At 70.8% G+C, this 19,233-nt stretch carries 19 protein-coding genes and 1 pseudogene; 12 read left to right on the top strand and 8 right to left on the bottom strand.

Annotated features, from left to right (window positions below; genetic code table 11):
- Nucleotides 1–25: 25 nt before the first annotated feature.
- From SROS_RS19165 to SROS_RS19160, 3 genes are read left to right on the top strand one after another with little or no spacing between them, the layout of a single operon-like run.
- Nucleotides 26–1,054: a hypothetical protein gene (locus tag SROS_RS19165; protein ID WP_245564675.1), complete on the top strand. Its 1,029-nt coding sequence runs from the start codon at nt 26–28 to the stop codon at nt 1,052–1,054.
- Complete coding sequence (locus tag SROS_RS52995) at nt 1,038–1,496, top strand: hypothetical protein (protein WP_245564674.1); 459 nt, start codon at nt 1,038–1,040, stop codon at nt 1,494–1,496. The genes SROS_RS19165 and SROS_RS52995 overlap by 17 nt, the downstream gene beginning before the upstream one ends.
- The gene (locus SROS_RS19160) at nt 1,487–2,797 is read left to right on the top strand and encodes an AAA family ATPase (protein ID WP_043652354.1); all 1,311 of its coding nucleotides are present in this window, start codon (nt 1,487–1,489) and stop codon (nt 2,795–2,797) included. The genes SROS_RS52995 and SROS_RS19160 overlap by 10 nt, the downstream gene beginning before the upstream one ends.
- Nucleotides 2,798–2,825: 28 nt before the next feature.
- Here SROS_RS19160 and SROS_RS19155 read toward each other — a convergent pair whose 3' ends face one another.
- Entirely contained in the window at nt 2,826–3,689 is an 864-nt protein-coding gene (locus SROS_RS19155; RefSeq protein WP_012890601.1) for a helix-turn-helix transcriptional regulator, read from the bottom strand.
- Nucleotides 3,690–3,797: 108 nt separating this feature from the next.
- Between SROS_RS19155 and SROS_RS19150 the strand changes: the two genes are divergently transcribed.
- Nucleotides 3,798–5,168, top strand: a complete 1,371-nt coding sequence (locus SROS_RS19150) for an MFS transporter (protein ID WP_218919876.1) — start codon at nt 3,798–3,800, stop codon at nt 5,166–5,168.
- 149 nt (nt 5,169–5,317) lie between these two features.
- On the opposite strand, the gene SROS_RS19145 is transcribed toward SROS_RS19150, so the two are convergent.
- Nucleotides 5,318–6,268 (bottom strand): GNAT family N-acetyltransferase, encoded by a 951-nt coding sequence (locus SROS_RS19145; RefSeq protein ID WP_012890599.1) that lies wholly within the window; start codon nt 6,266–6,268, stop codon nt 5,318–5,320.
- 51 nt (nt 6,269–6,319) lie between these two features.
- A complete protein-coding gene (locus SROS_RS19140) occupies nt 6,320–7,906 on the bottom strand; it encodes an MDR family MFS transporter (protein ID WP_012890598.1) in 1,587 nt (528 codons plus the stop codon).
- 134 nt (nt 7,907–8,040) lie between these two features.
- On the opposite strand from SROS_RS19140, the gene SROS_RS19135 reads away from it, so the two are divergent.
- The 4 genes from SROS_RS19135 (at nt 8,041) to SROS_RS19120 (ending at nt 10,426) form a co-directional block, all read left to right on the top strand.
- The gene (locus tag SROS_RS19135; protein ID WP_012890597.1) at nt 8,041–8,592 is read left to right on the top strand and encodes a TetR/AcrR family transcriptional regulator; all 552 of its coding nucleotides are present in this window, start codon (nt 8,041–8,043) and stop codon (nt 8,590–8,592) included.
- Nucleotides 8,589–8,894 carry a DUF4031 domain-containing protein gene (locus tag SROS_RS19130; RefSeq protein ID WP_012890596.1) on the top strand — a complete coding sequence of 102 codons (306 nt, stop codon included), beginning with the start codon at nt 8,589–8,591 and terminating at the stop codon, nt 8,892–8,894. Before SROS_RS19135 ends, SROS_RS19130 begins: the two co-directional genes overlap by 4 nt.
- Before the next feature lie 62 nt (nt 8,895–8,956).
- Nucleotides 8,957–9,502, top strand: coding sequence for a type 1 glutamine amidotransferase domain-containing protein (locus tag SROS_RS19125; protein WP_012890595.1), 546 nt, complete (start codon nt 8,957–8,959; stop codon nt 9,500–9,502).
- A 102-nt stretch (nt 9,503–9,604) separates the two neighbouring features.
- Nucleotides 9,605–10,426, top strand: a complete 822-nt coding sequence (locus SROS_RS19120) for an APH(3'') family aminoglycoside O-phosphotransferase (RefSeq protein WP_012890594.1) — start codon at nt 9,605–9,607, stop codon at nt 10,424–10,426.
- Between the two features lie 18 nt (nt 10,427–10,444).
- Here the strand turns inward: SROS_RS19120 and SROS_RS19110 are convergent.
- A protein-coding gene (locus tag SROS_RS19110) for an IS5 family transposase (protein ID WP_148269615.1) occupies nt 10,445–11,285 on the bottom strand; the annotation gives its coding sequence in 2 pieces (ribosomal slippage) (nt 10,445–10,670 and nt 10,669–11,285; 843 coding nt in all).
- 212 nt (nt 11,286–11,497) lie between these two features.
- Between SROS_RS19110 and SROS_RS19105 the strand changes: the two genes are divergently transcribed.
- Nucleotides 11,498–12,385, top strand: coding sequence for a helix-turn-helix transcriptional regulator (locus SROS_RS19105; protein ID WP_012890593.1), 888 nt, complete (start codon nt 11,498–11,500; stop codon nt 12,383–12,385).
- Between the two features lie 396 nt (nt 12,386–12,781).
- Nucleotides 12,782–13,794: pseudogene (locus SROS_RS47520) on the top strand (IS5 family transposase).
- A gap of 19 nt (nt 13,795–13,813) precedes the next feature.
- On the opposite strand, the gene SROS_RS19090 reads toward SROS_RS47520, so the two are convergent.
- Nucleotides 13,814–14,356, bottom strand: a complete 543-nt coding sequence (locus SROS_RS19090) for a mycothiol transferase (protein WP_043656082.1) — start codon at nt 14,354–14,356, stop codon at nt 13,814–13,816.
- 10 nt (nt 14,357–14,366) lie between these two features.
- A complete protein-coding gene (locus SROS_RS19085) occupies nt 14,367–14,648 on the bottom strand; it encodes a thioredoxin domain-containing protein (RefSeq protein WP_148269130.1) in 282 nt (93 codons plus the stop codon).
- Between SROS_RS19085 and SROS_RS19080 the strand changes: the two genes are divergently transcribed.
- On the top strand, nt 14,641–14,877 hold the full coding sequence (locus SROS_RS19080) for a hypothetical protein (protein WP_043652337.1): 237 nt from the start codon (nt 14,641–14,643) through the stop codon (nt 14,875–14,877). The two genes, SROS_RS19085 and SROS_RS19080, sit on opposite strands and share 8 nt — an antisense overlap.
- A gap of 105 nt (nt 14,878–14,982) precedes the next feature.
- Here the strand turns inward: SROS_RS19080 and SROS_RS19075 are convergent, their stop codons facing one another.
- On the bottom strand, nt 14,983–15,618 hold the full coding sequence (locus SROS_RS19075; protein WP_052316973.1) for a TetR/AcrR family transcriptional regulator: 636 nt from the start codon (nt 15,616–15,618) through the stop codon (nt 14,983–14,985).
- Nucleotides 15,619–15,832: 214 nt separating this feature from the next.
- On the opposite strand from SROS_RS19075, the gene SROS_RS19070 reads away from it, so the two are divergent.
- Nucleotides 15,833–16,207, top strand: coding sequence for a nitroreductase family deazaflavin-dependent oxidoreductase (locus SROS_RS19070; protein ID WP_012890590.1), 375 nt, complete (start codon nt 15,833–15,835; stop codon nt 16,205–16,207).
- A gap of 803 nt (nt 16,208–17,010) precedes the next feature.
- On the opposite strand, the gene SROS_RS19065 is transcribed toward SROS_RS19070, so the two are convergent.
- Nucleotides 17,011–18,843 (bottom strand): hypothetical protein, encoded by a 1,833-nt coding sequence (locus tag SROS_RS19065; protein ID WP_012890589.1) that lies wholly within the window; start codon nt 18,841–18,843, stop codon nt 17,011–17,013.
- Between the last annotated feature and the right edge of the window lie 390 nt (nt 18,844–19,233).

The following is a 19,233-nucleotide window of genomic DNA, read 5'->3' as shown; positions in this document are numbered from 1 at the left end:
TCACGGAGCCGACGGAGGAGGTGACGTGAGTGCTCTGACGGCCCTGGCGCAGTTGCGCGCCATCCGGGACGGGGCCGCGCAGCGGATCACCACGGTCCGGCACTGCCACGTCGCCCCCCGGCCGATGGTGTTCATCCCGCTCAGGCTCGCAGGTGAGGCCGCCGCGCCGCTGGCCGCCATGGTGGGCACCGACCCGGACCACCCCCGGCTGCTGGTGGTCCCCCAGCCGCGCAACCGGGACCTGCGGTTCGCCTTCGCCGCCGGCCTGGCCGAGGTGCTCCTGCCGTACGTCGAGGGGTTCGGCAAGACCACCGAGACGGTCGAGAAGAAGGGCGGGGAGCCGTACGAGCGGTGCCTGGACGCGCCGCAGATCCTCGTCCCCAACCGGTCGGCGGCCGCCTTCGTGGCGCTGCTGGGCCGCTCCACCCGGTTCCGCCGGGCCGACGGGCCCTATCCGGTGCATCCGTCGGTGCCGCTGCTCGGCCGGTGGCTGACCTACTTCGCCGACCGGTCGCAGCAGCCGGGCTCCTCCCTGTTGCTGGTGGCGACCGAGGCGCTGAGCATGCACTGGGCGACCGGGCAGAGCGGGCTGGAGGACGCCAACCTCGCGGCGCTGCTCGGGTGGATCGCCCCTCCCCCGGGGATGAGCGGCCGGCGGGCCGCCGAGGAGGCCGAGGACCCGCTGCTCTGGCCGCCGGCCGGCCCCACCACCGACCCGGGCTTCGACAACGAGGTGCTCGGCCCCGCCGTACGGGCCTATGAGGAGGCCCCGACCGACCGCGCCGTGGAGCGCGTCACCCAGGCGCTGCGGACCCAGCTCGAACCGACCTGGCGGCTGATGTGGCGGGCGGCCCGCCTGCTGCGCGAGCTGCCCGAGGGCCGGCGGGTGAAGGACCGCTGGGACACCGACCGCGGCTCGTTCACCAGGTTCGCCGAGCGGGTCGCCGAGGGCGGCCCGCCGCAGGCGCGCAGGGACGGCGCGGTCGGCGCCGCCGCGCGGCTGGGCCGGGCTGGAGAGGGCCCGGGCGAGCTACGACGTGCAGCGGGCCTATGACGACCCGCTGGTCATGGCCGAGTACCGGCTGACCGGTGAGGCGTTCTCCGGGACGGTGACGGGCGCGGACCCGGAGCACAGCGAGGGCGAGGGCCGCTCACGCAAGCTGCGCCCGCTGATCACGGTCCGGACCGAGGACCCGGTACGGCTGGCCCCCGGCACCACGGTCGGCAGCCCCGACCGGCGCGGCCACGCCGCCGAGATCGTCGAGATCGCGGACGGCGAGATCACCCTGAAGATCACCAAGGGGATGGGCCGGGGGAAGACGCCCGCTCCGGGCGCTGTGCCCGAGCCGGGTGAGCGGGTCTCCTACACCTCGCTGACCGACGACTTCCAGTCCTCGGCGGCGCTCCCCGACCCCGAGCGGACGCCGTGGACCCACGGCGGACCGCCGGAGGAGTACGTGCCCAGCGACGACGACGCGCAGGAGGAATGGTCGTGAACGTCCAGACGCCCCAGCAGGAGGCGGCGGCCGTCGTCGACGCGGTCCTGGCGGACCTGCCCCGCAACCGGGGCGTGGTGGTGGACTCCCCTCCCGGGGCAGGCAAGTCCACCCTGGTGGTCAAGGCCGCCGGGCACATCGCCGAGACCGGCGAGCCGCTGATGATCGTCGCGCAGACCAACGAGCAGGTCGACGACCTGGTGGAACGGCTCGCGACCGAGCACCCCGACCTCTCGATCGGCCGCCTGTCGGCCGGCGGCTACATCACGCCCGGCCGTATCCTCGCCCATTCCAACGTCTCGGTCGCGGGCAAGCTGCCCGACCTCGGCGACCCGGCCGTGGTGATCGCCACCGCCGACAAGTGGGCCTGGATCGGCGACCGGACCTGGCCCTGGGCGATCGTGGACGAGGCCTACCAGATGCGTTCGGACAAGCTGCTGCGCATCGCCTCGCTGTTCGAGCGGTCGCTGTTCGTGGGCGACCCGGGCCAGCTCGACCCGTTCTCGATCGTGGACGGCGACCGCTGGGCGGGCCTGTCGTGGGATCCGGTGCAGAGCGCGGTCTCGGTGCTGCTGCGGCACAACCCCGACCTGCCGGTGCACCGGCTGCCCGTCTCCTGGCGGCTGCCCGCCTCGGCGGCGCCGGTGGTCTCCGAGGCGTTCTACCCGTTCACCGGCTTCCGGGCCGGGACGGGCCACGCGGACCGGTCGCTGGAGCTGACCGTCGACGGCATGCGCACCTCCTACGACCGCGCGCTGGAGGAGGCGGCCTCCTCGGGCTGGGCGCTGTACGAGCTGCCGAGCCGCCACACGGTGCGCACGGACGCCGAAGCCGTGCAGGCGGTGGCGGTGCTGGCCGTACGGCTGCTGCAGCGGGCGCCGGTCGCGCACTCCGAACGCGGCAGCCACCGCGTCACGGCCGACCGGATCGCCATCGGTGCCGCGCACCGCGACCAGGTCGCCGCGATCCGCGCCGCCGGGGTGCCGGAGGAGATCACCGTGGACACCGCCAACCGCCTCCAGGGGCGGGAATACGACGTGACGATCGTGCTCCACCCCCTGTCCGGCCGCCGCGACGCCACGGCCTTCCATCTGGAGTCGGGGCGGCTGTGCGTGCTCGCCTCCCGCCACCGGCACGCCTGCGTCGTGGTCGCCCGGGCGGGCATCCCCGAGCTGCTGGACGCCCATCCGTCGGCCGAGCCGGTCCAGCTCGGCGTGCCGGTGAAGTTTCCCGACGGGTGGGAGGCCAACCAGGCCGTACTGGCCCATCTCGCCAAGCACCGGGTGGTCCCCGCCCACTGAGGGCTCTTGCCGTATCCCCTGCCGGAGGTCAGTGGGTGTGCGAGGGCACGGCCGGGACGTGCGGGTGCGCCCTGATCCAGGCGATACGTTCGCGGCTCTCCTCGTCCATGGGGGTGTAGACCACCATCCGCGTCTCCGGCGGCGACGCCAGCGCCATGCTCGTGGAGATCGTGCGCACCTGCCCGACCGCGGAATGCTGGAAGATCTTCATACGGCTCCCCGGCCGGGCCACGTCGTGGGTGGCCCACATGGCCGCGAACTCCGGGCTGGCGGCCGACAGCCGCCGGACGAAGTCGGTCCAGGAGGGGTCCCGCAGGTGGCGTCCGAACCCCGCCCGGAGGGTGGCCACCATCTGCGGCAGCTCCTCCTCCCGGTTGACCACCGGGTTGCAGCACTCCTTCGTGACGAAGATCTGCCACAGCGCGTTGCGGGTGCCGGAAGGCCGCGACGTCATGCTCGCGAACAGCGCGCCGTAGGTGTCGTTCCAGGCCAGCAGGTCGTAGCGGCTGTTGTAGACGGAGGCGGCCAGCGGGCCGAGCTGGTCGAGGATGTGCTGGATCTCGGGGTCCAGGGCGGCGTGGACGTCGGAGGCGGGCACCGCGGGCATGTCGGCGAGCCGGTAGAGGTGCTCGCGCTCGGCCTCGTCCAGCTTGAGCGTCCGGGAGATCGCGTCGAGCACCTGCGCGCTGACGTTGATCGGCCGCCCCTGCTCCAGCCAGGTGTACCAGGTGACGCCGACCCCGGCGAGCAGGGCGACCTCCTCGCGCCGCAGGCCGGGGGTACGGCGGCGCAACCCCGGGGGCAGGCCCACCGCGGCGGGGGTGATGCGGTCGCGGCGGCTGCGCAGGAAGGACGCGAGCTCGACACGGCGGGCACGCGCGTGGGTCGTCATGGTCACCCCTTCATGCTGGCCGACGGGTGAGGCGTCTGCCAGGTGCTGTCAGTACCAGGATCGACAGGCACTCGTTACCGGTACCGGCCCGACGCCACAGTCGTCTCCATGACCGCGACATCCACTGTTGAAGCTCCGGCCCTGCGCCGTGTTCCCTGGTTGCTGACGGTGATCCTCACCGGGCAGTTCATGGCGATCCTGGACGTCTCCATCGTCAACGTCGCCTCTCCCGTGATCCGCGCCGACCTCGGCACGTCCGGCTCGGGACTCCAGATGATCATCTCCGGCTACACCATCGCCTATGCCATGTTGCTGATCACCGGTGCCCGGCTGGGCGGCCGGTACGGCGGGCGCCGCCTGTTCCTGTACGGCCTGGCGGGTTTCACCGCCGCCTCCCTGGCCTGCGGCCTGGCCGTCTCCGCAGGGCAGCTCGTCGCCTTCCGGCTGCTCCAGGGCGCGGGGGCCGCTCTGATGGTGCCTCAGGTGCTGAGCATGATCCAGATGAACTTCGAGGGGACCGCGCGGGCCCGCGCGCTCAGCCTCTACGCGACGGTGATCTCGGGGGCCGCCGTGGCCGGCCAGGTGCTGGGCGGGGTGCTGGTCTCCGCCGACCTGTACGGCACGGCGTGGCGGCCGGTGTTCCTGGTGAACGTGCCCATCGGGCTCGGGCTGCTCGTCCTGGGCGCGAGGCTGCTGCCGGCCGACGGTCCCGTGCGCCACCGCCCGCTGGACCTGCCCGGCCTGGTCACGCTCTCGCTGACGGTCAGTCTCCTGGTGGTGCCGCTGGTGCTGGGCCACGAGCAGGACTGGCCGCTGTGGGGCTGGGCCGCGATGGCCGCGAGCGTGGCGTTCGCGGGGGTCTTCGTACTGATGGAGCGGCGGGCCGCCGCGCCTCTGGTGCCCCTGCGAATTCTGCGGGCCCCCGGGGTGGTCACCTCCGCGCTGGCCGTCTTCGGGGTGATGGCGACCTACGGCGGATTCCTGTTCGCCCTCGCCCTGCACCTGCAGGGCCCCCTGGGCGACAGCCCGCTGCGGGCGGGCCTGACGTTCGTTCCCGCCGCGGCCGCCTTCGCGGTGGTCAGCCTCAACTGGCGGCGGATCCCCGAGCGCCTGCACCGCCGTATGATCATCGCCTCCTTCGGCCTGGCCGCGCTGGGATACCTGGGGCTGGCACTGGCGTTGGGCGGCGGCGGCCACGGCCTGCCGTGCCTCTGGGTGGCCCTGGCGGTGACCGGGGCCGGCCTGGGCGGGGCGTTCAGCCCGGTGCTCGCGGTCGCGCTCACCCACGTCGCGCCCGAGGACGCCCCCGACACCAGCGGCCTGTTCGTCATGGTGACCCAGCTCGGCCAGGTCGTGGGCGTGGCCACCTTCGGCACGCTGTACCTGAGCACGGGGTCGATCACGGGCGCCGCCGTGGCCCTGGCGGTCACGGCGCTGGCCACCGGGGCGTGCGCGCTGCCACTGCTGCGCCGGCGATGAGCTCTCCGGGCACGGCCCGCGCGGCGCCGTACCCGCAAGCGCGGCCCCGCCCGGCCTGTCCCGGAGCGCGGCCGGACGGCCGCGGGCCCGGCCGTGTCCGGGAGAGGTCAGACCGTGTCCGGGGAAGGTCAGACCGTGTCCGGGAGAGGTCAGACCGTCCGCCGCCACACGTCGATGGCCAGCACCTGGCGCATGCCCACCGACAGGTACAGGTCCAGGGCGGGCGTGCTGTTGTTGGCGTCCACGTGCAGGTAGGTGCCCACCCGGCCGCGCCGGGCGTCGTCCGCGAAGGCCCTGCGGAGCATGAGACGGCCGAGGCCGCGCCCCCGGAAGGCCGGCAGTACGGCGAGCTGGCGCACGTAGCCGCAGTTCTCGTCCCCGGCGAAGGCGTTGGTGCCCAGCAGCATCGCCGCCGGCTCGCCGTCGATCCGGGCGACCGCCAGCTGCGACCAGTCGCTGCTGGCCGAGGAGTCCAGCTCTCCGTACCACTCGTCGTAGTCCTTGGGGGTGAACCCGAAGTGCTCGGCGAAGCCGGCCTGGTGGACGGCGTGCCCCTGGCGGCGGACCTCCTCGGTGAGCCCCTGGTGGACCGTGAGGCCGGGCGGAAGGTCGGGTCCGGGCACCGAGGTCCCGTGGTCGACGAGGAGCCGGATGAAGCTGGTCGCCGCGCTGAACCCGCGGGCGGAGGCGATGGCGCGCTTGCCGCTGTCCTCCCGGTACAGGCCGATGTCCAGCACGGCCCTGTCGTGGCCGAGCGCGGCGGCGATCTGCCCGGCCCGTTCGGTCACGGTGTCCCAGAGCCGGCCGGTGAGCCCGGGGGCGTCGGGGTGCACGACCACGTCGATGTCCACGTTGTCGCTGGTGCCCTTGCGGCAGGCCCAGGCCCAGGCGACCAGGCGGCCGGCCGCGTCGTGGACGAGCCAGCCGTCGCTCTCCCTGTCGAAGGAGGGGTCGTTCAGCTGGTCGGCGACGTCGTCGAGGGTCATGTCCGCCTTGCCGATCACCTGGGTGTCACACAGGGAGATCAGCTCGTGGACGTCGCGGGCGTCTTCGGCCAGAGGCCGCCGGGTGACGTACCCGGCGGCGGTGGTTGTTTCCATGTCCCCAGTCTGCCCAGCGTGACTTGGGGCTCGCTGGGTCGCGACTTGGCGTCAGTCGAGGGCCGGGGCCGGCACCGGGGCCGGGTTCTCGGCGTCGCCGGTCTGCTCGGGGCCCCCGCGCAGCGGGATCTCCTTGATGAAGGCGGCCAGCAGCGGCACCAGGACGGCGAACAGGATCGCCCACCAGAACACGCTGGAGATGGACGTGGCCAGCGACTCCAGGAAACCGGTCCGCACGTTGGCGGGCAGTTCGTGCAGGGCGGCCGGGTTGAACTGGCCGCCACTGGAGGCGAGCTTGTCGCCGACGGGCCCCAGCTTGCTCTCCAGGTTGGAGGCGAGCTGGTTGTTGAAGACCGCGCCGAACAGCGAGACGCCGAACGAGCCGCCGATGGAGCGGAAGAAGGTGGAGGTGCTGCTGGAGACACCCAGGTCCTTCTGCTCCACGCTGTTCTGCGCGATCAGCATGGTGGTCTGCATCAGGAAGCCCATGCCGAGGCCGAGCACCGCGATGAACACGCCGGTCTGCCAGGAGGGTGTGTTGACGTCCATCAGGGAGAGCAGCCACATGGCGACCGCCATGATCACGCCGCCGAGGACCGGGTAGAGCTTGTACTTGCCGGTCTTGGTGATGGCCTGGCCGACGAAGAGTGAGATCACCATGGCCGAGCCCATCATCGGCAGCAGCAGCAGGCCCGAGTTGGTGGCCGAGGCGCCCTGGACCGTCTGCTGGAACAGCGGCAGGAAGTTGATGGCGCCGAACATCGCGAAGCCGAGCAGGAAGCCGACCAGCGAGATCAGCGTGAAGTTGCGGTTGCGGAACAGCTGGAGCGGCATGATCGGCTCGACGGCCCGGCGCTCCACCGGGATGAACAGCGCCAGCGTGACGATCGCGAGCGCGGCCAGGCCGAGGATCTGCGGCGAGCCCCATCCGTAGTCGTTGCCGCCCCAGGTGGTGATGAGCACCAGCGCGGTGATGCCGACGGAGAGCAGGATCGCGCCGAGCCAGTCGATGCGGTGCTCGGTGCGGTACTTGGGCAGCTTCAGCTTGGCCGCCAGCAGCGCCAGCGCGACGAACCCGACGGGCAGGTTCACGTAGAAGGCCCAGCGCCAGTCGAGGTGGTCGGTGATGAACCCGCCGACGAGCGGGCCGGCGATCATCGCCAGCGACATCACGCCCGCCATGATGCCCTGGTACTGCCCGCGCTCGCGGGGCGGGACGAGGTCACCGATGATCGCCATCGCGTTGACCATCAGGCCGCCGGCGCCGAGGCCCTGGAGCGCGCGGAAGGCGATGAGCTGGGCCATGCCGTCGGTGGGACCGCCCAGCATCTCGGATCCGGCCATGCCGCAGAGCACGGAGCCGATCATGAAGATGACGATGGACCAGAGGAAGATGTTCTTCCTGCCGTACAGATCGCCGATCTTCCCCCAGATGGGGGTGGAGACGGTGGTGCCGAGCACGTAGGCCGTCACCACCCAGGACAGGTGGGTCAGCCCGCCCAGTTCCCCGACGATGCGCGGCATCGCGGTGCCGACGATCATGTTGTCGAGCATGGCCAGGACCATCGCGAGCATCAGGCCCGGCAGCACCACCATGACCTCGCGCCGCCGCGCCGGTGCGGCTGCGGTCTCCTTCACTTCTGTCGCCCCCAACTTCTGTCGCCCCTCAGAAAAAGATCTTACTTACTTGCCGACCGGCTAGTGTCGGATATGCTGGGAATGTAGGCCGATCACTTACCGGCCGTCAAGTTGATTTCGCTGCAAAGGGAACCATGAGGGAAAACGCCGACACCCGGACACGGATTCAGGAGATCGCCCTGAAGCTCTTCGTCGAGCAGGGGTATGAGGCGACCTCGCTCCGCGAGATAGCGGAGGCGCTCGGCGTGACCAAGGCCGCACTCTACTATCACTTCAAGAGCAAGGACGAGATCGTCACCAGCCTCGTGGAGGACCGGGTGCGCTCGATCGACGAGCTGGTCGCCTGGGCCAGGGAGCAGCCGCGCACCGACGAGACCCGCCGGGAGCTGGTCCGCCGCTACTCCGATGACCTGCACAGGGGCCGGCACCGCGAGATCATGCGCTTCTTCGAGCGCAACCAGACCGCGCTGAAGCACCATCCGGTGATGGAGAAGAACCGCGACCGGATGTTCGAGGTGCTCGCCTTCATCGTCGACCCGGACGACCCGCCGACCGTCCGGCTGAGGAACTCGATGGCCATGTTCGCCCTGCACGCGGCCTGGTTCGCCCTCAAGGACGACAAGATCTCCGAAGAGGAGAGCAGGGCCGCCGCCCTGGAGGTCGCGCTCGAACTCCTCCAGCGGTGAGCGTGCTCATCGACCCGCCGAACTGGCCGGGTCCCCGCGATCTGCTCTGGTCACACCTGGTCAGCGACAGCTCGACCGAGGAACTGCACGCCTTCGCCGCCCGGCTGGGCGTGCCGCTCCGGGCGTTCGACCGCGACCACTACGACGTCCCCGAGACCGTCTACGACAGGGCGATCACGCTGGGGGCGGAGGCCGTGTCGTCGCGCGAGCTCCTCACCCGGCTCATCGCCTCGGGTCTGCGCAGGCGCAAGGTCCGTCCCCGGCCGGACGTCCTTGGCATGGATCCCCACCGGCCCGCATAGATGGCGACATGCCGGGAATGACGGCCCCCTGAAGGGCATCGCCGCACGTCAAAGGGGAAATCATGCTCAACGACAAGACGATCGCGTTCCTCGTGGCCCCGGAGGGTGTCGAGCAGGTCGAGCTCACCGAACCCTGGCAGGCCGTCAAGCAGGCGGGGGCCACGCCCAGGCTGATCTCCACCCGGGCGGGCGAGATCCAGGCGTTCAACCATCTCGACAAGGCCGACCGGTTCCCGGTGGACGAGACGATCGACGAGGTGCTGGCGGCCGACTTCGAGGGGCTGGTGCTGCCCGGCGGCGTCGCCAACCCCGACATCCTGCGGACCGTGCCCAGCGCCGTCCGGTTCGTCAAGGACTTCTTCGAGACCGGCAAGCCCGTCGCGGCCATCTGCCACGCGCCCTGGACCCTGATCGAGGCCGACGTCGTGCGCGGCCGGAAGATCACCTCCTGGCCCAGCCTCAGGACCGACCTGCACAACGCCGGGGCCGACTGGGAGGACCGGGAGGTCGTGATCTGCACCTCGGGTCCGAACACCCTCGTCACCAGCCGCAAGCCCGACGACCTCAAAGCCTTCTGCCAGGCCGCGGTGGACGCCTTCTCGGGCTAGGTCGTTTCGTTCGGATCTCGCTTCGCCGCACGCCGGGTACGTGGTAACGGCAGAGGTTCTGCGGTCCCGGGCCGATATGCCGAGCTAGCTAAAGTGGTCGCCATGAGTGATCATTCCGGACCTCAGGCCATATCGCCGGTGCTGCTCAGCGTGGGTGGTGGCGACTGGTTGCCTGTCACCGCGGGCGAGTCGGGAGCCGCTGTCTTTCGCAACGCGGACGCCACCCGGTATGCCAAGTGCGTGCCTGCTGCGGATGCAGCCGACCTGAAGGCCGAGCGTGACCGGGTCGCATGGCTGAACGATCAGGGTGTACCTGGTCCCCGGGTGCTCGACTGGCACTCCGGTGACGTGGGCGCCTGCCTGATGACCAGTGCCGTTTCCGGCATATCTGCTGATCAGGTGCCCGCTGAGAAGCTACGGGTCGCCTGGGAACGCATCGCGGACGCGGTCCGCCGACTGCACGAGGTGCCGGTGCCGCAGTGCCCATTTCGCCGGGACCTGGACGCTATGGTCGCCGTGGCGCGCGGCGTCGTGGCCCGTGACGCCGTCAACCCGGAGTTTCTCCCCGTCGAGCAGCAGCACACGCCCCCTGGGGAGTTACTGGACCGCCTCACCCGGCAGGTGCCACGGCGACGGGAGCAGGAGGCCGCCGACACGGTCGTCTGCCACGGGGACCTGTGCCTGCCTAACATCATCCTCGATCCGCGGACCCTGGACGTGTCAGGCTTCATCGACCTGGGCCGCCTCGGACAGGCCGACCGCTACGCGGACTTGGCGCTGCTGCTCGCCAACGCACGAGAGACATGGAAAGACGAGGAGCGGGGGCGGGCCGCGGACATGGCGTTCGCCGAGAGGTACGGCATCGCCCTAGACCACGAGCGCCTGCGCTTTTACCGCCATCTCGACCCGCTCACCTGGGGCTGATCAATTTTTTAGGGATCATCAGGCGGACCAGAGGAAGATGCCGACGATATGGAGTCCGGCCAGGTAGATGGTCGCGTTCTTCTCGTAGCGGGTGGCGATGCCGCGCCACTGCTTGAGGCGGTTGATGCAGCGCTCGACGGTGTTGCGCTGCTTGTACGCCTCACGGTCGAAGGACGGCGGCCTGCCACCCCGGCTTCCCCGACGCAGTCGGTGGCCCCGCTGGTCGGCCGGAACCGGGATCACCCCGGATGCCACGTCTGCGCAGGTGCTCACGGATCGCGCGGGAGGAGTACGCCTTATCGGCCAAGACAACCTCCGGCCTGGTCCGAGGCCGGCCGCGTCGGCGGGGAACGCGCAGGCGTGCCATCACCTCGGTGAAGGCGGGCGCGTCACCGGCTTGGCCGGCGGTGAGGTGGAAGGCTAGCGGCCGGCAGCGATCGTCGGCGGCGAGGTGGATCTTCGTGGTCAGTCCGCCGCGGGACCGGCCGATGGCATGGTCGCCCGGCTCGTGGGCTAGGGCCCCTTTTTCGCGGGCCCCGGCCGCGTGCTGATGAGCCCGCACGATCGTGGAGTCCACCGACACGGCCCAGGTCAGGTCCTCGTCCGCGTCGGCCTGGGCCACCAAAGTGATGAACACCCGCTCCCACGTGCCATCGACGGCCCACATCCTCAGCCGGTTGTAGACACCTCGCCAGTTGCCATACCTGTCGGGCAGGTGGACCCACTGGGTCCCGTTCTGGAACTTGAAGGCGATCGCATCGATCACCTGCCGGTGCTCCCTCCACCGGCCGCCTCGCTTCGGCGTCCGGTTCGGAAGCAACGGCTCAATCCGCGCCCACTGCGCGTCAGTCAACGGCACACCCGGACCAACGACCGGCTGATCCAAACGAAACTGCCTAGCGGTGGACGCCTTCCCGGGCTAGACGTACTGCCCCGAGAGGTCGGGCAAGCGGCCGGCGGTGCCGCTGTACCAGGGCGGAGACTCGGAAGGGGCCGTTCTTGAGATGGCCTGGTGGAAGGTGACGGGATCCCGCCCGATCGGCTCGATCGGGCGGGATCTGGGAGAACGAGTTGTTCGTCGAGGACGTCAACCACTTTCACACGCTGGCCGGTCTGCCGACGCCGGCCGCGTCCCTGTATCGCGTCACGGGCAGGCATCCGGCGCGGAGCTCCCGCTACCACAACGTGAACCTCTCACAGGGGCTCGGCGACGAACTGCGGTGCGTGTTCCGGGCCGGCCGCGACGTGTGGGGCTACATGTGCCTGTGGCGAGCCGCGGACGCGCAGCCGTTCAGCCTCGGAGAGGAACACCTGCTCGCCGCCCTCTCCACTCCGATCGGCGAGACCTTCCGGCGCTCGGCGCTGCTGCGGCCGAACCCGGTGATTGGGGTGCCCGACGGCCCCGGGCTGCTCGTGTTCGACCGGACCGGAGCCCTCGAATCGCTCAACGAGCCCGCGGAGGCATGGCTGCGACGACTGCCGCTCACCCGGTTGAGCCACGACGACCCCGGCGCCACCCCCATACCCGCCGAACTGCGCTCGGTGGTGAACAAGGCCCGTGCCATCGCCGCCAGGCGCGACACGGGTGTCGCCCGGGCTCGGCTGCGGGTCGGCGGCCGGTGGGTGGTGATCCACGGTTTCGCGCTGCGAGAGGCCGGCAGCGAGGGCGGCCGGACGGCTCTGGTGATCGAGTCGGCCAAGGCCGCGGAGATGGCACCGCTGATCGTCAGGACGTATCAGCTGGGGCGACGGGAACAGCAGGTCATCCGCCTGATCGCCGCGGGCCTGACCACTGCCGAGATCGCAGCGAGGCTCTCCCTGTCCACCCACACCATTCGCGGCTACCTCAAGCGGATTTTCGAGAAGGTCGAGGTGTCGACCCGCGGCGAACTCACCGCGAAGATCTTCGCCGACCACTACGTGGAGACGATGAATCCGGACTTCGCCACCGACCTGTGACACCTGTTGTCACGGAGCGTGTCATCGGTTACCCAGCGAGGCGACATGGCAGGGAAGGTGTTCTCGCCGAACGATGTCAGGGCCTGGTGATGGCGCCGACCGGCCCGCTGACGAGCTCTCCATATGACAGGCGCTCCCCTGCTCCCTGGCACATCGGCCCTCCACTCGGGCCGGCGCCGCCAGGGGTCCGGGATCGGGCCCGTTCCCCCAGGGGCAGGCGGAGCTCGATCTCACGGGCCGTTCGCCGTCGGTGAGGTCTCCACGCGCCATGGCGACGGCCTGCCAGGACCGTGGAATCCCTCCGGTCTGAACGCCGTACAGGCTCTAGGAGCTGTTTGGGGTTTGGATCTAGGTGAGGTCCGGTGGTGAGCCGGCCGCGGCTGATAGAACTCGGATGTGGCGCGCTTTGATGTGACGGATGCCGAGTGGGCGTTGATCGAACCGTATCTGCCGGTAGCAGCCACCGGGCCGCTGCCGCGGCGGGTGCGTGATCAGTTCAACGGAATCCTGTGGCGCTTTCGCACCGGATCCGGCTGGCGTGATGTCCCGGAACGCTATGGGCCGTGGTCCACGCTCTACTCCCGGTTCAACGGCTGGGCCAAAGCCGGGGTGTTCCAGACTCTGATGGACGCGCTGATCGCCGAGGCCGCCTCGCGCGGGCAGGTCGGGTTGGAGCTGGTCAGCGTGGACTCAACAATCGTGCGGGCGCATCAGGAGTCGGCCGGACTGGCGGTCGCCGGGGAGAGTCTGGATGCGCTGGAGCAGGCGCTGACCGAGGAAAAGGGGGCTCCGCTTGCACAGCAGCCGCCGGTGCTGCGGGTGATGCGCCGCAGGTCGCACCCGGCGCGGACGCGTCGCCCGCGCCGAATCGTGCTGCCACGCGGCGTCGCCGCGAGGCCCGGGCCAAGGCTGCCGGGCTTGGCCGATCCCGAGGCGGACTGAGCAGCAAGGTCCATGCCGCGGTTGACGCCGCCGGGCTACCGCTGGCTTTCGTGCTCACGCCCGGCCAAGCCGCCGACTGCCCGCGGTTCATCACCGTCTTGGACAAGATTCGCATCCCCGGTCCGATCGGCCGGCCCCGCACCCGGCCGGGTGCGGTCGCCGCGGACAAGGCGTACTCGTCCCGCGCCAACCGCTCCTACCTGAGGAAACGCCGCGTCAAGGCAGTCATCCCAGAAAAGAAGGACCAGGCCGCCAACCGCAAGAAGAAAGGCAGCCGGGGCGGCCGACCCATCAGCCACGACACCGATCTCTACAAGGAGCGCAACACCGTTGAACGCTGCTTCCAGAAGATCAAGACATGGCGTGGTCTGGCGACCCGCTATGACAAAGCCCCGGAAAGCTACGAGGCTGGACTCTACCTTCGAGGGTCGGTCATGTGGCTGAAGCTCCTCACTTCAGCCACATGATCCGAACCCCAAACAGCTCCTAGTCCGGCTGGGGCGGGTCCTCGCCCACCAGGCCGTCGATCGCCTCGCGGAACAGGTCCGCGTGGCCGACGTGCCGGGCGTATTCGTCGTGGACGTCGACCAGGATACGGCGCACGTTGGGCGATCGGCCGTCCTCGGTGACGGTGAACCCGGCGGGCCGGTCGAGGCCGCCGTCGGCCAGCACCTCGGCCACGGCGGCCCGGGTGCGGGCGACGGCCTCGCGCCAGCGGGTGTAGAGCTCGTCGGGCGTGTCGGCGGCGGCGGCTTCCCATTCCCAGCCGTGTTCGGCGGTGTCCCAGGGCGGCGCGGGCCGCTCCCCGAACAGGCGCCAGGCCGCCGTCTCTTCCTCGACCCGGGTCAGGTGCTTGATCAACCCGGCCAGGGTCATCGTGCTCGGCGGGTGCGGCCGGTTCAGGGCGCCGGCGTCCAGGCCGCCGGTCTTCCAGGCGAATGTGGCACGGGAGCGGTCGAGGGCGAACAGCAGCATCTCGACTTCGCCGGCGGTCAGGGACGGCTCGTTGATGACGGTGTCGTCGGTCATGGCCCGCATGCTAGGACCGGTTCCGGACGTTTTCCTTCCGGAATGCCCGCAACAACCGGGGCGCTCTGCGTCCCAGGCCGTGGCGGCGCGCCGCGCCCTCATCGGCGCGTACGGCTTCGGCGTAGTCGTCGCCCCGCAGCAGCGACCGGGCGACGTCGACGGGGAATCCGGCCTCAGCCGCCAGTGCGACCAGCGTCGCGTGGTCGGCGAAGTGGGTGCCGGTCATATGGGGCCGGGCGGGGTTCCAGATCTGGCCGGAGCCGAAGCCACCGGAGCTGCTGGAGATGCGCAAGCCGCACGCCCAGAGCGGCGGCCTCTTCGACCTCCTCGGGGTGTACACGCAGGACACGGGCCCGGACTGCGCCGGCACCCTCCTCAACCACAACGGCAGCATGAGAGGCTACGGGACGCTGATTTACAGCACGCCCGACGGCAGGAAGACCCTGCACGGGTACCTCAAGACCGGCACCCTCTACGAGGAGGCCACCGCTTGGCCACACCACGACGATGCCGCTGCTTGACACCCGAACCCCTGGAATGTCTTTGCGGCTCACCGGAGCTTCGGGAGTGCTGGGCCTACACGAGCGCCGGGCCGGCTTGCTTCGGCAGCAGAGGCGAGGTGCGTCTCACGTGGCGGTGTCGGGGCTCTGCCTCCGGCGAGCTTCGAGCGCATCCAGAATGAGGGCCAGGCCGTAGCCGAACTCGCTCGTGTGGTCGTAGCCCGGTCGCAGGGCGTGGTCGACGATCATCTCCGTGAGGTACGGGTATTCGTCCGCCGGCAGGTGCTTGAGGATACTGCCGGCCACTTCCTCGACATCGTCCGGCGTCGTCACCGGCAGGTTCGCCTCCTGAAGGACGAACCCGCCGATGTAGCTGTCGATGAGCGAGACGGCGTGCGCGGCCATCGGCAGCGTGAACCCCGCCTCCCGTAAGACACCGAGGACGGCATCGTGGTGGCGCAGCGTCGCCGTCCCCGGGTTGCGACGGGAGTCCATGAGGCCGAGAGCCCAGCTGTGCTGCGACAAGACCACACGCGCAGAGGAAGCCCGCGCGCGGATCGCGTCGCGCCAATCGTCGCACTCGGCACCGGGCAGCTCGATCGCCGCGAACACCATGTCGACCACGCCGTCGAGGATCGCGTCCTTGTTCGGTACGTGGTGGTAGAGCGACATCGCCTCCACGCCCAGCTCCTGCGCCACCCGTCGCATCGTGATCGCCTCCACGCCGCCGCGATCCGCGACCCGGATCGCGGCTTCCAGCACGCGACCTCTGCTGAGCGGTTGCCGCGGCAGTAACGGTGGTGAGGATGACACGACGGCTCCAGGGTAGGGGCGGGTTGACAACCTTACACGCGTAAGTCAGCCTTACACACGTAAGCCATCTTACGAGCGTAAGTCCCGGGGCTGGAATCAGCGGGGAGCTCGGCGAACGTCTGACCCACGACGCGCCCCGCCGGGGTGAGACAAGGAGATCCCGATGCCGATGCCGAGGTGGTGGGGGCACGTGAACAAGCGGGTGTTCAACCCTCGCGCGATCGCGAGCGGGACGTGGCCGGTGCTGACTCACGTCGGTCGCGTCTCCGGCACGACGTACCGCACGCCGCTCGACGCGCACCCGGTCGACGGCGGCTACCTGTTCGTTCTGGTGTACGGATCGCGCTCGGACTGGGTGCAGAACGTCCTGGCGGCCAATGGGGCGAGGCTCCGGGTCGACGGGAGAGAGGTGGAACTCGCCGCCCCACGCCTCGTCGGGAAAGACGAGGCGTTTCAGGCTCTCCCCGATGAGGTGCCACGCCCACCGAGACTGCTCCGCATCACCGAGTTCCTCCGCATGGACCTGGACGCGGGCTGACGATCGGCGTCCAGCGCGGAGCCAGGTGGCGGGCGAGCACGTCGACCAGGGATGGGGGCGCGCGAACGCGACCCCTGTTCCTGATCGACCGGCCTAGATGATCAACTCCAAGGGATCGTTCAGGCCGAGGATAGGCGGACAGCATGCGCGGATGTCCTCGGTGCATCTGCGTCGTTCGGTCCGCGCGGTCATTCTCGACGAAGACGACCGCATCCCACTGGGCCACGTCCAGTGGCGTGGTGTACGGGTATCCGATGCCGGGGCTGGGGTTGAGGGTAATTGCCGGGACCGGGGGTGGGCTCGGGGTCGTTCACCGTCAACCGGCGCGGCACCGTACCGGGGTGGAAGGTCAAAAGCCCAGCGAGGGGTGGGTGGGGTGGCCCGGGACCGCTTCTTCCGTGCGGGCCGGTGTCTCGTGGCCTGGGGGGGGTGCTCAGGAGGGGCCGGCTGATGGGCGGGTGGGGAGGCCTGGTGAGGGCGGTGGTGGATCGGGCGAGGCAGGGCGGGCGCCGATGAGCCCCGGGAGCGGGTAGTGATCAGGGCTTTTCCTTGATCTGTTGGGATTAGCAGTGCTATAGGACGCCCAATCCCAACAGATCAAGGAAAACCCCCCGCACCGCCCCCTCCCCCGGCCCGCGCAGCGGGGAGCACTCCGTACGGCGCCGCGCGGATGGGCCGGTCCCCGGCCACCCACCCACCCCTCGCCGCGCTTTTGACCCTCCACCCGGTACGGCGCCGCACGACCGGCTGCTCCGCACGGTCCTGCCGTGACCGGAGCCATCAGGGTGGAGAAGCCTCACCACTCACCGCCAAGGGCGGTGGACAAGCTTCTTCGCGGAACGGCCGGGGTAGACGATGATCAGGTGCTCCTCGACGGGCGCATCGGGGTCGTCCTCGTCCCACTCGAACGGGCGGGCGTAGACGCGCATCCGGTAGTGGCCGGGGCCGTCGACGGCCAGATTGGGCAGCGGCTTGATCGTCCCGCTGTCGCCGCCCTCGGGGTACGACGGTACGACCAGGCGGCCGCTGCGGCTGACGACGCCCACCTCGACCACCCGGTCCCAGCCCTTGAGCCGGAGCGGCGGGGCGGCGCCGAACGCCTTGACCGTGAGGCACATCGGCTCGTTCTCGCCGTAGGTCGTGATGGCGGCGCTGCTGCCGGCGGCATCGATGAACCCGTCGTCGATGGCCTTGAAGATGTCGCCGCCCGCGCCCTCGGTGCTGTCCCGGTCGTCGAAGACGGTGTAGCCGCCCCCTTCGAAGAGCAGGTACGCGGCCGTGCCCTGCCGCCTGGCCCGCAGCTTCGGCCAGGGGTCGGCGCATCGGGCGTTCATCTCGGCCTCCCACGCGGCCAGCTCCCGCTCCCGCTCGGCCTGGTCGCGCGCCTCGTCCGCCCGCTGCTGGGCGACGACGCCGGGGCACAGGAACTCCAGGGCGTCGCCGAGCCCGGCCGTGCCCGCCGACCCGCCCGCCCGCCGGAGCAGTTCCTGCCGCCCCTCGACGCCGGGCACCGCGCACAGCTGCTTGCCGTACGCCAGGACGCGCTGGTCCGGCAGGTCCTCGGGGAACATCGGCTTCCCTGTGGAGGTGTCGTCCCTGGCGAGGCAGAGGAACGCCCGCCACCGGTCCTGCGGCCGGGTGTCGGCGTAGGGCCGGATCCGCTCGCGGCAGCCCTCGTCCGCACCGGTGAAGCTGAGCCGGGCGTCTTCCTCGGCGCCGACCACGACGAGCGGCAGCACGAGCGCGACGGCGACGGACAGCCGCGGCCCGCGGCCGGTGGCGGGCCGCGTGGCGGTTCCAACGGCGGGCATGTCGGCAGGCCTGGCGGCGGTTCCAGCGGCGGGCATGTCGGCAGGCCTGGCGGCGGTTCCAGCGGCGGGCCTGGTGGCGGGCCTGGCGAGCTCGTGCGCGGTGCGCGCCAGCCACACCGTGTTGAACACGCCGAGCGCGCTCACCACGAGCCCCGGGCCGTCGAACGGCAGTTCCTCGCCCTGAAAGGCGAAGCCGAGCACGGGGAAGGCCAGCGGGGCAACCAGCGGGGTGATGAGGGCGATCCGCCCGATGTCGATCGTGGCGCTGCTCCACCGCCCGTCGCGGCGCTGCCCGATGAGGATCATCACCGTCGCGCCGAGGCTCGCCAGTCCCAGCAGGCTGATCACCTGGAGGCCGGGGCCGTCGAAGAGGACCAGCGGCGCCGGGGTCAGCACGCCGATCAGGCCGAGCGCGAGGGCGATCGCCCGGAACCGGGCCGAGACCCCGGAGACGACCCGCACCAGCAGGATCAGCGTGGCGGCCCACATGACCAGGCTCGCGACGTACGCCACGGTGCCGGACAGCTCGTCGACGAGCTCCCAGAGCACCAGGTCGCCGGCGAGGCCCGCATAGAGCAGGCGCCGGAGCCAGACCACGCTGCGCGGCAACCCCTCGGCGCGCGGCAGCGCGGGACCGCGCAGCACCTGCCACAGCATCCACGCGTTGAGCCCGCAGATCCCGGCGACCAGGGGCCCCAGCCAGTCTCCCCACGCGGAGAGGTTCCACGTCGTGGCCGTCGCGGCCACCGACAGCGCCGACAGGTCGCCGGACGCGGCGGCGACGGCCACGGCGGCCAGGTAGAGCGCGACGACGACGGCGGCCACACGCCCGAAGCGATATCGGCAGGCGGCGGCCCAGATTCGAGTGACGATGCAAATGATCTTAACGGCGCATCCGGGACGCCCGTTCCGTCACGCTACGCCGGCTGCGCGGGAGCCGCCGACGGCACACCGGGTGGCGGCGGGCCAAAGCGATCGAGCAAGACCGGGGACCGGAGAACATCGGAACCGGATCCCGGGCGCCGCCGGCGCGATGTGCCGGTCGCCGGCGGCCGGTGGGACCGCGGCGACAGCCCGGCCGGCAGGGGCCGCACTGCCGGCCACGGCCGTCACGCGACCTTCGGGCGTCTTCACGGACCCCGGATGATCATGTGGTGGCCGTCTCCGTGCGACCCCGCCCGCCGAAGATCGCAGAGCGTCACCGGGCACCGGCCG

Source organism: Streptosporangium roseum DSM 43021, from assembly GCF_000024865.1.
GTDB lineage: Bacteria > Actinomycetota > Actinomycetes > Streptosporangiales > Streptosporangiaceae > Streptosporangium > Streptosporangium roseum.
The sequence above is the reverse complement of the archived record's forward strand: the minus strand, read 5'-3'. Positions and strand labels throughout refer to the sequence as shown.

What these genes read in the sequence shown, in the direction of transcription:
- SROS_RS19155 (WP_012890601.1), bottom strand. Translation starts at nt 3,689, where the DNA reads ATGACGACCCACGCGCGTGCCCGCCGTGTCGAGCTCGCGTCCTTCCTG.
- SROS_RS19090 (WP_043656082.1), bottom strand. Translation starts at nt 14,356, where the DNA reads ATGACCGACGACACCGTCATCAACGAGCCGTCCCTGACCGCCGGCGAA.
- SROS_RS19150 (WP_218919876.1), top strand. Translation starts at nt 3,798, where the DNA reads ATGACCGCGACATCCACTGTTGAAGCTCCGGCCCTGCGCCGTGTTCCC.
- SROS_RS19160 (WP_043652354.1), top strand. Translation starts at nt 1,487, where the DNA reads ATGGTCGTGAACGTCCAGACGCCCCAGCAGGAGGCGGCGGCCGTCGTC.
- SROS_RS19125 (WP_012890595.1), top strand. Translation starts at nt 8,957, where the DNA reads ATGCTCAACGACAAGACGATCGCGTTCCTCGTGGCCCCGGAGGGTGTC.
- SROS_RS19145 (WP_012890599.1), bottom strand. Translation starts at nt 6,268, where the DNA reads ATGGAAACAACCACCGCCGCCGGGTACGTCACCCGGCGGCCTCTGGCC.
- SROS_RS19070 (WP_012890590.1), top strand. Translation starts at nt 15,833, where the DNA reads ATGCCGATGCCGAGGTGGTGGGGGCACGTGAACAAGCGGGTGTTCAAC.
- SROS_RS19120 (WP_012890594.1), top strand. Translation starts at nt 9,605, where the DNA reads ATGAGTGATCATTCCGGACCTCAGGCCATATCGCCGGTGCTGCTCAGC.
- SROS_RS19080 (WP_043652337.1), top strand. Translation starts at nt 14,641, where the DNA reads ATGCGCAAGCCGCACGCCCAGAGCGGCGGCCTCTTCGACCTCCTCGGG.
- SROS_RS19135 (WP_012890597.1), top strand. Translation starts at nt 8,041, where the DNA reads ATGAGGGAAAACGCCGACACCCGGACACGGATTCAGGAGATCGCCCTG.